General features: G+C 46.4%; 13 protein-coding genes. 9 read left to right on the forward strand and 4 right to left on the reverse strand.

The genetic code is table 11. The annotated features are described in order from the left end of the window. Window positions 1–85 precede the first annotated feature (85 nt). From MA_RS20375 to MA_RS20405, 7 genes are all read left to right on the forward strand, one after another. Complete coding sequence (locus MA_RS20375) at window positions 86–277, forward strand: hypothetical protein (RefSeq protein WP_048065839.1); 192 nt, start codon at window positions 86–88, stop codon at window positions 275–277. A gap of 120 nt (window positions 278–397) precedes the next feature. Further along, window positions 398–1,153 (forward strand): class I SAM-dependent methyltransferase, encoded by a 756-nt coding sequence (locus MA_RS20380; protein WP_011023800.1) that lies wholly within the window; start codon window positions 398–400, stop codon window positions 1,151–1,153. Window positions 1,154–1,155: 2 nt separating this feature from the next. After that, the gene (locus tag MA_RS20385; RefSeq protein ID WP_048065840.1) at window positions 1,156–2,742 is read left to right on the forward strand and encodes an ABC transporter substrate-binding protein; all 1,587 of its coding nucleotides are present in this window, start codon (window positions 1,156–1,158) and stop codon (window positions 2,740–2,742) included. A gap of 11 nt (window positions 2,743–2,753) precedes the next feature. Further along, the gene (locus MA_RS20390) at window positions 2,754–3,713 is read left to right on the forward strand and encodes an ABC transporter permease (protein ID WP_011023802.1); all 960 of its coding nucleotides are present in this window, start codon (window positions 2,754–2,756) and stop codon (window positions 3,711–3,713) included. A 100-nt stretch (window positions 3,714–3,813) separates the two neighbouring features. Then, window positions 3,814–4,605: a nickel transporter permease gene (gene nikC, locus MA_RS20395; protein ID WP_226990669.1), complete on the forward strand. Its 792-nt coding sequence runs from the start codon at window positions 3,814–3,816 to the stop codon at window positions 4,603–4,605. 15 nt (window positions 4,606–4,620) lie between these two features. Continuing rightward, the gene (locus tag MA_RS20400) at window positions 4,621–5,601 is read left to right on the forward strand and encodes an ABC transporter ATP-binding protein (RefSeq protein ID WP_011023804.1); all 981 of its coding nucleotides are present in this window, start codon (window positions 4,621–4,623) and stop codon (window positions 5,599–5,601) included. Beyond that, on the forward strand, window positions 5,588–6,511 hold the full coding sequence (locus tag MA_RS20405) for an ABC transporter ATP-binding protein (protein WP_052279211.1): 924 nt from the start codon (window positions 5,588–5,590) through the stop codon (window positions 6,509–6,511). The genes MA_RS20400 and MA_RS20405 overlap by 14 nt, the downstream gene beginning before the upstream one ends. Window positions 6,512–6,594: 83 nt before the next feature. Here the strand turns inward: MA_RS20405 and MA_RS20410 are convergent, their stop codons facing one another. Then, window positions 6,595–6,810: a hypothetical protein gene (locus MA_RS20410; RefSeq protein ID WP_048065841.1), complete on the reverse strand. Its 216-nt coding sequence runs from the start codon at window positions 6,808–6,810 to the stop codon at window positions 6,595–6,597. Here MA_RS20410 and MA_RS20415 point away from each other — a divergent pair. Next, window positions 6,809–7,582, forward strand: coding sequence for a hypothetical protein (locus MA_RS20415; protein ID WP_048065842.1), 774 nt, complete (start codon window positions 6,809–6,811; stop codon window positions 7,580–7,582). The genes MA_RS20410 and MA_RS20415 overlap by 2 nt on opposite strands. An 81-nt stretch (window positions 7,583–7,663) precedes the next feature. Here the strand turns inward: MA_RS20415 and MA_RS20420 are convergent, their stop codons facing one another. Beyond that, window positions 7,664–8,233 carry a hypothetical protein gene (locus MA_RS20420; RefSeq protein WP_011023807.1) on the reverse strand — a complete coding sequence of 190 codons (570 nt, stop codon included), beginning with the start codon at window positions 8,231–8,233 and terminating at the stop codon, window positions 7,664–7,666. A gap of 339 nt (window positions 8,234–8,572) precedes the next feature. Here MA_RS20420 and MA_RS20425 point away from each other — a divergent pair, with 339 nt between their 5' ends. After that, window positions 8,573–9,886: a hypothetical protein gene (locus MA_RS20425; RefSeq protein WP_011023808.1), complete on the forward strand. Its 1,314-nt coding sequence runs from the start codon at window positions 8,573–8,575 to the stop codon at window positions 9,884–9,886. Window positions 9,887–10,201: 315 nt separating this feature from the next. Here the strand turns inward: MA_RS20425 and MA_RS29010 are convergent, their stop codons facing one another. Both MA_RS29010 and MA_RS20435 read right to left on the reverse strand, forming a co-directional pair. Further along, entirely contained in the window at window positions 10,202–10,495 is a 294-nt protein-coding gene (locus MA_RS29010) for a class I SAM-dependent methyltransferase (RefSeq protein ID WP_226990670.1), read from the reverse strand. Window positions 10,496–10,636: 141 nt separating this feature from the next. Further along, the gene (locus MA_RS20435) at window positions 10,637–13,465 is read right to left on the reverse strand and encodes a cache domain-containing protein (protein WP_011023810.1); all 2,829 of its coding nucleotides are present in this window, start codon (window positions 13,463–13,465) and stop codon (window positions 10,637–10,639) included. Window positions 13,466–13,705: the final 240 nt, after the last annotated feature.

The raw sequence follows: 13,705 nt of genomic DNA on the forward strand, positions 1-13,705 counted from the left end.
ACGTGATGCAAATTAAAGACAGGGATATCGATCTGTAGCCTGAAATGAGCACATTATAAACTGATAGGCCTGAGAAGAGGCGAAAATGAAGTGTATATGCCATCCGGAGATCGATTATGGAGACCGATATAACAACCGAAACCCGGAAGATGCCTGGATTGAGGTTCTTATCCTGGTAAGCTATTTTTCTCAGGGAAGACTCAGGGTAATCCACGCTTCTAATGCTCATCATGAGAGCATCACAACAGTCGAACTGGATGAACAAAAAGAGGTTTAGCACAGGTTCCCAGAGCCCCCAGATATTGATTCATGGAGACTCTGAAAGGAGAATTAATGGGTATTATGGCCGGGGCCAGCTTGCAACTATAGCTACTTTTAACCTTCTGGAGGGTGACAGATGAACGAAGACAAAGAGATAATCAGAGATTTCTGGAATTATCGTTCTCAAACATTCGATAAATCTCCTGGCCATTATACTGCCAGCAAAGAGGAGGAAGAAGCATGGAAGGGGCTCCTCAGGTCAAAGCTGGATGATGCCGAAAAAATCCTTGATATTGGTTCAGGAACAGGTTTTCTCTCACTAATGCTTGCCGATATGGGGTATGAGGTTGTGGGAATCGATCTCTCCGAGGAGATGATCGCTCGTGCGTCTGCCAAGGCAAAAGAGAGAGGATTATCAATCGATTTTCATCAGGATGATGCCGAACAACTTGGTTTTGAAAACAACTCCTTCGATGCCATCGTCAACAGGGCGGTTCTCTGGACACTTCCGCATCCGGATATTGCAGTACGTGAATGGATGCGGGTATTGAGGCCCGGAGGAAAGCTCTGCTTTTTCCTTCACGTGCCTCGCAACGAGCGAGAAGATGCGCTCCAGAAACAGGTTTTGAACCTCTGGATACTCCTCTCAGAGAGAAGGAATCCTTGGCGCACTCTTGGAAGTAAAGGACAGGCTGTAAACCTTCCATATAACGGGGGTGTAAAACCCGGAGTCATTTTAGACCTTCTGAAATCTGTCGGATACTCTCATGTCTTCGCCGAGCCCATGCACGAGATTGAAACCCTGAAAAGCCGACGTATGCCCTACCCATATAGAATTTCACATGGGCACGGTCAGTTCTGCTACACAGCTGAAAAACCAAAAGAGGATTGAAGATGAAGAGAATAAGTTTTATACCCCTGAGATTCCTGGCACTCTGCTGCTTTGTCGGAGCGATGATTATCACTGCGGGATGTTTAGGACAGAGTGCTCAGACAGAAGACAATGTCCAAGAAGACAACATTCAGACGCTTATCGTTGCCGGACCCGCTGATTTTGATTCGAGAATAGAGATGAAGATGAATGTGTATGATGTCTTCCTCGACATCAATGCCAATGGAAAAACTATTCCCGGCCATCTTGTCAGTTCATGGAACGAGTCTGATGACGGATTAACCTATACTTTCCAACTCAATAAGGGAATAGAGTTCCACGACGGGACGCAATGGAACGCGAGTTCTGCTGCATGGTTCCTGGAATGGTGCAGTCAGGGGCCAAGGAAGAACGATATCGCATTCTCAAAGATATCCGATGTAAGTGAGGTCGATGAACATACAATACAGGTCACTCTGAAAGAGCCATATGGAGCTTTCATCAAATCGCTCTCATCGGAGTCGAACAGCCATGTCATCGCACCAACATCGGTCGAACCTGCCTGGAGTAACGATGGAGAGATCGTATCCTTTATCGGGACAGGGAAGTTCGAGGTTGAGAACTATGTAAAGGCACAGAGTGCAGAATTTGTGAGACATGATCCGGCCTCAGGTGAAGGAACGCTAATTGACCGGATATCTTATCGGGTAATTCCTGATAGCTATGCCAGTGTATCGGCGTTGCGTGCAGGTGATGTGGATATAATTGGAGTGGCGGACCACCATTCAACGGTCCCATATGAGCAGATCCCCCAGATGATGAACGATCCGGATATCATCGTCGAAAAGCAGTCCTACGGAAGATATCAGGTTGTGGAACTGAACTGTAAAGAGGGGGCGCTTAGTGATATTCGTCTCCGGGAGGCGATCAACCTCGGGCTTGACCGGGATAAGATGGTTAAAGAACTCCTCGCCAGCGCTGCAGAACCTGCGTATTCGGTTGTATCCCCTGCGTACCCATGGGCCAGCAACCTTGCAGGGACGGAATATACCTATGACCCGGAGAAAGCAAAGAACCTCCTTGACCAGGCAGGATGGGTAGTTGCCGGAGCCGATGAAATTCGGGAAAAGGACGGACAGAAACTGACACTTACCTATATCGTTCCGCAGGGTGAAGCAAACTCCGACTCGATTGCCGTCTATATCCAGAGTGAGCTGAAGAAGATCGGGGTCGAAGTGGATATCCTTGTGCTTGAAAGCGGTGCCGCAGGAGAAGAACGTCAAAAGGGCAACTATGACATGTATCTGCACCACAGCTGGGGAGTTCCCGGGCTGCCCGAAGGACCGCTTACCGGAAAGTATCACTCTACCTGGGGGTCATGGCCGGTATCTTATCATGATGCTGAGCTCGACCAGCTGATCGAAACAGCCATCGCTACCGGTGCAGATGAAGATTATAGCGCCGCATACCTGTATATTCAGGAGAAGTATGCCTGTATGCCGTTGTATGACATTGAGAAAATCGCTGCGTATAGAAAGGCTGTGAAAGGCTTCACGTTCTCTGCTTCGATCTACGGACTCGACCTGAGTACGGTTAGTATCGAACCTTAAGAAGGTGTATTATGGCCGGAGATATACCTATCTTATTAGCAAGAAGGATACCATGGGCCCTTCTAACCATCTTTCTTGCATCAATTCTCGCATTTTCGATAATGTACTTTGCACCGGGAAATCCGGCCGAGATCATTTTAACACAGGAAACCGGAAATGAGCCGACAAGAGAGGCTGTTTTACTTTTCATGAACGGCCACGGGCTTGAACAACCTTTCTTAAAACAATACGCTGCCTGGATGACAAACCTGTTTTCCGGAAGCCTTGGTATATCCCTCCGAACAGGTGATCCGGTTCTGGAAGAATTTACTACCCGTTTTCCGGCAACATTCATCCTTGCGGTGACGGCGATGATGCTTGCACTGGTAGTGGGCACCAGCATTGGTGTATTGTCAGCCATGAGGCCACATTCCCCGGTTGATCTATTTGGCAACTTCATCGCATCGATGGGAACCTCAATACCTTCTTTCTGGCTTGCACTGCTGCTCATCCTCATATTCTCGATCCATCTTGATATCCTCCCTTCATTCGGATATGGAGGGATACAACACCTTATCCTTCCAACAATGGCCCTCGGTTTTCTCCAGATATCAAGAATTTTGAGGATAACAAGAGAGAGCATGCTCGACGCCCTCTCCGAAGACTATGTCTTCGAAGCCTATGCAAAAGGCCTGAGGGAAAGAGAGGTTGTGGTGAAACATGCGTTTCGAAACGCTTCCGTCCCTGTTGTTACCCAGGCAGGACTCGACATCGGAACACTCCTTGGCGGCACTGTGATCATCGAACAAATTTTCGGGTGGCCAGGAATAGGGAACTTTCTTCTGACATCGGTAATGAGCAGAGACTATCCTGTCATTGCGGGATTTGTGCTCCTTATAGCTCTGATATTTGTGATCGTCAATATTCTCGTTGATATTCTGTATGTGTGCATCGATCCAAGGATGAAACCGGGAGGAAACATTCATGGGTAACAGCTTGTATGGAAGAGGACAGAGCAGTCACCGAGAACAGAGCTGTCATTACCTACAGATCAAGTCCTCACGTATGAGTATAAAGGTGGTCATCAGCTGTATGGCTCTCTTTGCCTTTGCAGTAATGATTATCTTTCCAGGTGCATTAGCCCCCCATGATCCGAATGCTGTAGATCTTGACAACCGACTTGCAAAACCAGGAGTAGACCACCCATTTGGAACAGACCATCACGGTCGGGATATTCTTAGCCGGGTGATCTATGGGGCACAGACCTCGCTGGTAACTGCCCTCTCCGTAGTTGCCGTCGGTGCCATACTCGGTACCTTCATAGGCTTAGTTGCCGGATTTTTTGGAGGTGTTATTGATCAAACCATCATGCGTATTGTAGACCTCTTCCTGGCATTTCCGGGGACAATCCTTTCTATAGCTCTGGTCGGATTATTTGGGGCTTCACTCTTCAACATAGTAATCGCACTCTCGGTGATGTGGTGGGTAAGTTATGCACGAATTATACGGGGATCTGTCCTCCAGGTAAAAGAGAAGGATTTTATCAAAGGAGCTCGGCTCATGGGGGGAAATTCATACTACATTATCAGGCAACATGTGCTCCCGAATGTACTCTCCCCTGTATTTGCCCTCGCCACACTTGATGTGGGATCCGCAATTCTTCATATCACAGGCCTGAGCTTCCTCGGCCTCGGGGCCCAGCCCCCAACCCCGGAGTGGGGAGCGATGATTCAGGGAAGTATCGCTTTTATGGAGACCGCACCGCAGACGATGATCTTCCCGGGACTGTGCATCATTATTACAGTCCTCTCATTCAACTGCCTGGGTAACTGGTTGAAAAAGAGAATTGATCCGATGAGGGCAGAGAAAACTGATTTTCAATGAACGGGAACAGAGAACATGGATAACTTATCGTCTGAATTTACCAGTGAAACAGGCAAAGAGCCCATTCTACGTGTCAGAGATCTGAATACAATATTTCTCACGGCAAATGGTCCGGTACAGGCAGTGAACGGCCTTGATTTTGACCTGAAGGAAAGGGAAAGAATGGCCATTATAGGAGAATCCGGATGCGGCAAGTCTGTGCTTGCCCAGACCATACTAAAGCTCCTCCCATATAATGCACGAGTATCCGGGGAGATAATTTTTCACAATCAAGATCTGCTGGGTGCAGGGCAGGACCAGATGGTTAAGATCAGAGGTGGAGAGATCGGTTTGATCCCACAACAGCTCTCCTCCCTTGACCCTCTTATGAAAATTAAGGGCCAGATTCGGAAAGCAATACAACCAAATGGAGGTTCCCGGGATAAAAAACAACTCTACCGGAAAGCTTTCGATCTCCTTAGCTCGGTTGGACTTGATCCGCAGGTATCGAACAGATATCCGCATCAACTCTCAGGAGGGATGAACAGGCGAGTTTTGGTCTCGATTGGCATTGCACAAAATCCGGACCTCCTCATCGCAGACGAGCCAACTACCGGGTTGGACACGATTCTCAGGAACAAAACCGTGAAGCTGATAGATCGCATTACCGCAGGGCGTTCTCTCCTGCTGATCACCCATGATATCGGCGCGGCACAGATCTGTGAAAATCTTGCGGTGATGTATGCAGGTGAAATTGTTGAGAGGGGGCCTGCAAAGGACGTACTCGACAACCCCAGGCACCCCTACACACAGGGCTTGATGTCTTCGATGCCTTCAAGGGGAATGTACTCGATACCGGGTATGAGTCCGAGCCTGATACAACTCCCGACCGGATGTCGTTTCCATCCCCGGTGCCCATATGCAAAAGAGAAGTGTGCAACGCACCATCCGGATATACGAGGAGAGAACATATGCGGAGAGAAGAGGGGAGTTCGGTGTCATTATGCTTGCAGTTGAACACCTTTCCAAGACCTACACCAGTGGTTTTTTAATACACAGGGAAGAAGTGCATGCTGTAAGGGATGTGAGCTTTTCAATTAAGGGCACTGAAATTTTCGGGATTGTGGGAGAGAGTGGGTGTGGAAAGACAACCCTGGGCAAGATGCTTGTACGCCTGCTGGATCCAACAGGAGGAAGAGTGACAATTGGCGATCTCGACATCACACGCCTCAGGGGATCAGAGTTGCAGAGATACTGGCCAAATCTCCAGATGATCTTTCAGGACCCAAGAGCCTCGCTTAACCCAAGGATGCGGATTGGAGATTCCCTTGTGGAAGGTCTGAAGCTCTCCGGGGAGAGAGATTTGATCGAAGATACCGTACAGGAAATCATTCAGAATATGAACATACGTGAGGAAATCCTGAATCGCTACCCTCATGAAGTAAGCGGTGGTGAAATTCAGAGAATAGTCATTGCCCGTGCAATTAGTCTCAACCCAAAACTGATCGTTGCAGACGAACCCACATCAAACCTTGATCTATCTGTACAGGCACAAATTCTCACATTGATAAAGAAAGTACAGAAAGAACGTTCGATACCCTGTGTGCTCATATCCCATGATATTGAAGTTGTAAAATGGATGTGTAACCGGATTGCGGTGATGCTCCGGGGAAGGATTGTAGAGGAGGGGCCGACAGATGACGTGATCCGGAACCCTCTGCACCCCTACACAGAGGAACTTATTAATGCCTCATCTTTTTGTGGTGAAACAACAGAATATCAAAACCCTGAGGCATCTCAGCCCACGGATGAAGGTTGTCCGTATGCGGGGAGGTGCACAGCAGCCAGACAGGAATGCCGGATTGGCGAGGTCCGGTTAAGAGGCGGTATCCATAAGGTTGCCTGCAGGTCGGTCAGTGAGGATTGAAACTTCCGGATTTCCATACATTCATTAAATTAAGACTGATTAAATTAAGAGTGTAATGCCCCTCTTGAGGAGCCGGATATGGATTACTCCCTAATTTTTTCCGAAGCTATGAAGCTATTCTCGATAATGCTCCCGATGATATTTATCGGCTTTTTTCTATCAAATCTCCTGAGGGCAACCCGGTATCTAGAATACACCAGCATCCCCATGGCGTCTATCACGGAAATGGCCCGCCTTCCAAAAACATGCTCTTCTGTGCTCACCTTCTTTTTTTTAAACTCCTGGTCGGGAATGGGCATGCTCTCTTCCTTCTTTCATAAGCGGATTCTCGGAGAGCGGGACGTCATTGTGACAGTCCTGATCGCTCAGCTACCAAAAGGGCTTCATAGTGCAATATTTTTTCAAGCACCTGTTGCACTCGCAGTACTTGGTTATGAAATCGGATTGCTGCTCCTCTTTTTAGAACTTCTGGTTTTCGCTGGTATTGCAGTTGCCGGAATATTCATAGGTAGAAAAATTCTTTTTAAAAATCCTTCGGAACATGGAGATAATACCGAACTGTCCATTTCAGAGGAAAAGGAAAAAGAGAAGGAAAAAGAAACCGGGTGCATAGCCAGAGCAGGAGCTGTACTTCAAAAAAGTTTTCATGAGTTCGGAAAGGTTGCCCTTGTCCTGGTTCCAACGACATTTTTATTCATTATCATCCTTAACCTGGGCCTGGCAGAGTACTCGGCAGAGACGCTTCAACCCCTCATGAACCCCCTTCGACTGCCGGATGCTGCAGTAATTGTATTTGCAGCAAGCTTTTTGAGTCAGATAGCCGTCCTTTCGGCAGCTGGCACAATAGTCGTAATAGAACAAATAACCGTTCTTCAGTGTCTTGAGATGCTCTTCATTGCCCGGGTACTACACCTTGGAATTGGTTATGTTAAGACGTCTCTTCCGACAAATATCGCCCTATTCGGGAGAAAACTCGGTCTTCGAGTAACCTGCGTGGAGGGCTTCATGGTTGAAACAGGGCTGACATGTATCGTTTTACTCCTCATAATACTGCAAACGTACCCGGGTTGAGAAGAAAAACACTCAGATACCTGCGTAAGAGCCGGCGGATTCGGGTGCCGAACTGTCTTTCGATCCGCCACCAGTTACGAACTATTTATCTTTAAATACCTTCATAAAAATTGTATTTTCGGAGATTCTACTCTCGGTATCGACTCCGTATGATTCAAATAAACTTTTGAATGTTGTTAAATTTAATTTAGAATTATTAAGACCCAGACTATGAGTTAGTGCCAGCAAATAGTAGTCGCCATTGTCCTTGCAGTCTACTGTATCAAACAGGTGTGATGTTCTAAAAACAACCGTTAGCCCATCTACAACTTCTTTCAGACTGCACTCCTTAAGAGACTTCTGAAGAAAGAACTCTACTACACATTCTATGGGTTTGTTTTTTGTCACATATTCCTTAAATCGCTCAAAATTGGCAGTTTCCATCAGTATTTTTAAAGCTCCTTTTTGGACACAACAAACCGAACCTATCGATTCACAACCCAGCCAAAATTTTTGTTCAAGAGTTAATTCCGGGCACTGTTTTGAATTGTTTTCCAGACATTCCAATGCTAGTTCCAGGGCTTTTTGTTGTGTTTCAAATTTTTCTGCGTGCTTTTTTAATAATCCCCAATGTTTCTCTGAAATGGTGGTGGCAACGCGGCGTCTTTTCAAATGTTACACCTCATGATTCTATTCCTCTTATTCGCTTCATTAGTGTTTTCATGTACATCCCGGACATACGATATGCAGATAACCTATTTTTACATGTGTATATGTTTCTAGCTATATTCACAAAACGCTCGCATAAGGCAGTGTGTTCATTATTCTATAAAATTACAAATCCTCTAAAATGACGGAGTAGAAACTCTACACTGATAAAGTGTCCACGAGATTTGAAAAATGAACAGGTTTTGTGATAAAATCTGTGCACACTACGTAGAGCGAATTCGCAGAAAACATTGCCATAGATGAACTTTAGACTTAGGTTATAACGTAAGAGGTGAATTTTGAATGATAGATCTTAAACTTGATTTAAAAGTTAAAAATACTTTAGTGGGTGCTACACCTATAAAAACCATTAAACAAATGTGGGATGCAGCAATTCAGTATTATAACGACCCTGATAACCCTCTAAACGACTCAGAAGCAATGTATGCTATTCATGATCGTATGGATGCACGGTTAACTTTTCAAGATATTGCAAATGTTATGAGTGGAGTATACGCGGATACATACTGGAACGGAACATTTATGGATCCTGTTATGCTCGCTAAAAACATGGTGCAAGGTTTAGCAATTGATCGTGATTTGGCTAACCGGTATGCTAGTGGTGCCATGTCTCTATGGAAGGGCATATTGGTGCGGAAGAATTTTTCCGACTCGGGGACAATTCCAGTAGCAAGCAGTTATACTTTGAGTATTGACGTAGTATGTAACCAAAATACACGTGTTCCTTCAACTGATGCGTTGATAAATAATTGGAACAATGAATATTGGAAAACACCGCAAGTTGATAAAAATTATATCTATGTTCGTTGTCAAAACCTAAATTTCAAAGGAGACATTACAAATCCACAAATACAGTTGTTCTATACTGAAGCTGGATTTAATGCACCTCCTAGCTCTTGGATACAAATGTTGACCGATGCCAAAAGCGCTAAAGAGGGGGATATACTGCTTTTGGGAGGAAAAACGGGACCAATGGCTGAAGGTGTTCGTGGGGTTAGTGAAGCATTTGTTTTTACTCCTAAAACTACAAATCATTTATGTCTCATTGCTGCGATAACGTCTGATTTCTTTACAAAAAACGATCCCTTAAAAAGCATTAATTCAAACTGGGATACCGCAACCTGGATTAGACATAATGGGGCAGCCGGATGGCATAATGTAGATCCACAAAAATCTATTGAGTCAACACTTAAGTTCTATAATCAAGATAGTCAACCGGAAAAATTTGCTTTTGAAGCCCACTGTAATAAAGTGCCAGAAGGCACAGTAGTAGCTCTTAAGTGTAATGATTCAAAATTACAGTGCATACAAAGTGATGGTATTAAAATCTCACGAAAATACCAAACTGCCTTAATGGAAGCCACGGTACCCGCTAATTATCAAGGTGATCTTAAAGTCCTGATAAACACTCCCAATGGTAAACTCCTTCCCGAAGGTGCCTCAGTAGAGGTGTGTATGACATGGCTTCTTGATCATAGCCATAAACGATATTTAGATGCTGCCGATATGCTCCGTGCTAATGCAGACAGCAGAGCAAAAAAAGAGATCAGAGTGCCTATGGGCAGTTTTACTTTCATTGGAACTTCAAACGAATAAATATTAGAACTTTTCTATTCCGATTACTGTCTAGTCTATGAGGGATGAACAATCTATAAGCTCAACCCTAGCTGGAAAAACTCTAATTCCCTGTAGACTCCACAGTACCAAAAACCTGATTGCTATATTGAACCGGATTTGTCGCTCTCACATACTTTTCTCAATACTATTCTCTTTTCATGGTTTTCAGAACAACTGCATCTTCCGGATTTTCACTTTCCGTGTTAAAACCCACATCTTCAAAAAGCTCCATCCATGAAGCTTCCGAGAGTTGGGGCTCATAGTGATGTTAATGTGCCAGCGGCTCAACTGCAATTAATGATCGTCTTTTTTCAGCACTCTCTTGATCTTAAAAAGAGCGAACTTAACATCCTCCAGGTGATGGAGCATGAAATAGCATGTAGTGACATTGATCGAATAGTCCTCAAAAGGCAGGGTATAAGCGCTGCCTGTTCTGAACCCACATTCGGCACACCAAGAACTTCTGCATTCATCCGAGTTGTTTTTTGCAAGTTCCATTGTAAGGCTTCCGAAACCGCTGCCGAGATCAAGGATGTTTTCTCCTTTTATGTCTGGAAATAATAAAGCAGGAAAAAACTGTGCCCTCACAAGGGCCACAGGGCTTCAGGAAATTCTGCTTTTTTTTCTTTTTCTGTGTTTATTTATACAGATAGAAAGGATAGCATAGCCCTTTGACTCATTAATGCCATCAGACCCCGGAAATAAGCGCTGTCTACAATCTACTGCTGGTTAATCTCGTTTGGTAATCCGGTTCAGATCCTCTGTGTAAGTCCCGGCTCCGAGCCACCAGGTATCGTCGACTTTCTGGACGTAGCTCATTTTTGGTTCAAGAGTCATATTGCGGGCAGGGTTATAGTAATGGTAAAACAGGAACCCTCCTCCCTGTTGAGCCATGAAGATCTCGACTTTGGTGTAATTCACCCCGTAGGGATCCTGGAGTTCGGATAGATTCGTTCCGATCAGCTGGGCCTGATAGGGGAGCGCCAGGGTCGTTCCGTTATAATCGAAGGCATAGATATAGAGATTGCCGCGAACAAACGCCCCGTTCCGGTCGTTGAACTCCTCGATTGCGGTATCCTTTCCGTTTGTATTGGCATACTCAATTGCCTCCCCAACAAAGGATTTAAGGTTCTCTCTTACCTGTGGATCCGTCCCTGCCCTCACGATTGCCGAATCCTTCTGCGGATCGTAAATGCCAGACCCGATGATCCAGCTCTGGTTCACCATCATTACGTAGCTGAGTTTTTGTTTGACAGTGAAGTTATCTGCGGGGTCTGCATAAAAGTATCGGACAAAGCCTCCGCCGGACTGAGCAGTGTCGACCAGGTCCTGGATAAATAAGGTGCCGTTAGTGTCTGTGACGTTCCACCGCTTAGTCCCGATGATCTCGGGCTGGAAGGGGAGAGCCAGCGTGGTGCCGTTTGTGTCGTATGCAAATATATAGAATTTCCCGTCAACGAATTGCCCGGCCTGGTTGTTGAACTCACGAAGAGCAACTTCCTGTCCGTTTTCATGCGCATATTCGAAGGCTTTCTCGACGAATGCAGCAAGTTCCTCAGGAGATGCGGTGGAGTTATTAGCAGGCATTGCTTCCGACTGGTTCTGGCACAGCTTGTAATTGCCACTACAGACAATATAGGAGTTCCCATCACTTCCCCGGGTCAACCTGTAGTAGGCGGTCTTATAATACAGGTTCGTCTGGACCGGATGCATATAGACATAATCCACCGATCCAGTCCCGTTTTTCAGTGCCCCTTCTAAAATCTCATCACGGAACGGTTTACCGGTAACATCGGTCTTGCCCCTGAAATTCGTGCCGACAAGTTGAATGTTGTCCGCATGAGCAACGATGGTCAAATTCGTATCGTAGACGAAGGCATAGAGGCCCGGATCTTTCGAGTCACGGTACGGAGCTTCGCCGGCATTGATGCGCCGGAAAGTATCGGAAGCATTCTTCTCGATTGCTTTGACAGTTGTGTTTACAAGCTCCATCACCGTGTCATCAGTAAATGTCTGCGGGGCACATCCGACCCCGAGATTCCGGTAGATGATCCGCTCATAATCACTGACACCTTGCTCGTCCCTCTGATCTCGTACTGTATCGAGAGCCTGCTGGAAAGCGCTGACAAGTGTGTCCGGGACATCCTTACTGAAGATGTAGTAGAAGTCGTTCTCACTCAGAGTGTACACGATCTCATACGCGTTGGGATCTTCTGCAGTACGTAACATCTGATGTCGGCCGGCGAGGTCCCCCGTTGCCCACAGGTCGATCTGGCCCTCTTCCAGCATCCGGAAGAGGTCTTCAGGGGTTTGACCATTGATGATCTGCGATTCGTTCACACCCTGGCTGGCGAGGAGGTCATTTTCGATTGAGGCCCGGATAGCACCGATCCGGTACTGGTTGAGATCTTTCGGAGAGGATATTGTAATATTACTGCTCACCGGTGCATAGAGAACAAAATTTGCCCTGGTAAAAGGTCCGGCCCACTTGTAGAAGGGCTCACGTTCGGGGGTGCGGACGATTGAGAAAAGCACCGTACTGGTGTTGTTCTGCGCTATCTGGAAACCTTCCGCAAGGGGGACAATACGGACATCTGCCCTTGAGCGGTTTACGCCAATGTTTTTGAAGACCGCCTCGAGTATCTCGACAGAAATACCGGTGACATTCCCGTCCTCCTGATAGTTGAAAGGAGCCCATTCTTCGGTCAGGTAATTTAGTCGGGCAAGGCCGATCGATGGAATGTATTTCCCGAGGATTCGATCATAAGTGCTGATGCCCTCAACGTCTTTTTCCCGTTTGACGGCATCGAGTGCCTGCTGGAAAGATTGGACGACCGAATCAGGCACGTCTTTACTGAAGGCATAGTAGAGATCCTGAGTTTCTAATTGATACACAACCGTATAGGAATAATAGCTCCCGGTTAGCTCTTCGGTAAAGTACCTGCCTGCGTCCTCGGGACATGCCCATAAGTCGATGTCCCCGTTCTCAAGTCCGGCAATGATTGCGGACACGTTGCTTTCGGGCGCGATCTGGCTCTGGTTTACTCCGATATCGAGCAGCTGCCGGGTCGCGATATCGTCGGCGATCACCCCGATCCTGTATCCCTTCAGATCTTCAGGGTTCTTTATTGTGATCCCCCGGTCTCGCTTGGCAAATAGAACGTATCTGTCAGAATAGATGGGCCCGGCCCATTTGAAGAACTGTTCCCGCTCGGGGGATCTTGCCATGCTGAAGAGAACAGTATTATTCCCGTTAAGAGCAGCCTGATATCCCTCAGTCCAAGGGACCAGGTGTACCTCCTCCCGTGTCACCTTCTTCCCCATCTTCTCTGTAATCTCTTCAAGGAGATCAACGGAGAGGCCTTGCAGCATACTGTTCTCCATGTAGTTATATGGAGGTAGCTGTTCTGTGTAGTACGTCAGGTTGACAGACATCGTAGCGCTGCTCAGGCCTGCGGATGCAACTTCATGTTCTTCAAGGCATCCGGCGGCTGGAAGCAACGCCCCAAGCATAACTGCAATAAGGATGAAATTCGTGTACCGTGGAGATCGCGACATGAAAAAAGTCTGCTATCAACGTATAAATATCGATACTAAATACTGATATCTATCACCATTTGCTAGGGATGCCTGTTTTGAGAGAGAAATGGCGAAGATTGGAGCGTACAATATCCAGGTTCCTGCTCACATTTCGGGCAACCTTTTAGGGCTTGTGTCCCCCCTTCCCTGAAGAAAGTCTTATATAATGAACTATGAGGGGATACAGAGAGAAGTGTATAAATATATTGTGAAGGTATA

Origin of the sequence: Methanosarcina acetivorans C2A (assembly GCF_000007345.1) — an archaeon.
Taxonomy (GTDB): domain Archaea; phylum Halobacteriota; class Methanosarcinia; order Methanosarcinales; family Methanosarcinaceae; genus Methanosarcina; species Methanosarcina acetivorans.

What these genes read in the sequence shown, in the direction of transcription:
- MA_RS20375 (WP_048065839.1), top strand. Translation starts at nt 86, where the DNA reads ATGAAGTGTATATGCCATCCGGAGATCGATTATGGAGACCGATATAAC.
- MA_RS20380 (WP_011023800.1), top strand. Translation starts at nt 398, where the DNA reads ATGAACGAAGACAAAGAGATAATCAGAGATTTCTGGAATTATCGTTCT.
- MA_RS20385 (WP_048065840.1), top strand. Translation starts at nt 1,156, where the DNA reads ATGAAGAGAATAAGTTTTATACCCCTGAGATTCCTGGCACTCTGCTGC.
- MA_RS20390 (WP_011023802.1), top strand. Translation starts at nt 2,754, where the DNA reads ATGGCCGGAGATATACCTATCTTATTAGCAAGAAGGATACCATGGGCC.
- nikC (WP_226990669.1), top strand. Translation starts at nt 3,814, where the DNA reads ATGGCTCTCTTTGCCTTTGCAGTAATGATTATCTTTCCAGGTGCATTA.
- MA_RS20400 (WP_011023804.1), top strand. Translation starts at nt 4,621, where the DNA reads ATGGATAACTTATCGTCTGAATTTACCAGTGAAACAGGCAAAGAGCCC.
- MA_RS20405 (WP_052279211.1), top strand. Translation starts at nt 5,588, where the DNA reads ATGCTTGCAGTTGAACACCTTTCCAAGACCTACACCAGTGGTTTTTTA.
- MA_RS20415 (WP_048065842.1), top strand. Translation starts at nt 6,809, where the DNA reads ATGCTCTCTTCCTTCTTTCATAAGCGGATTCTCGGAGAGCGGGACGTC.
- MA_RS20410 (WP_048065841.1), bottom strand. Translation starts at nt 6,810, where the DNA reads ATGCCCATTCCCGACCAGGAGTTTAAAAAAAAGAAGGTGAGCACAGAA.
- MA_RS20425 (WP_011023808.1), top strand. Translation starts at nt 8,573, where the DNA reads ATGATAGATCTTAAACTTGATTTAAAAGTTAAAAATACTTTAGTGGGT.
- MA_RS20435 (WP_011023810.1), bottom strand. Translation starts at nt 13,465, where the DNA reads ATGTCGCGATCTCCACGGTACACGAATTTCATCCTTATTGCAGTTATG.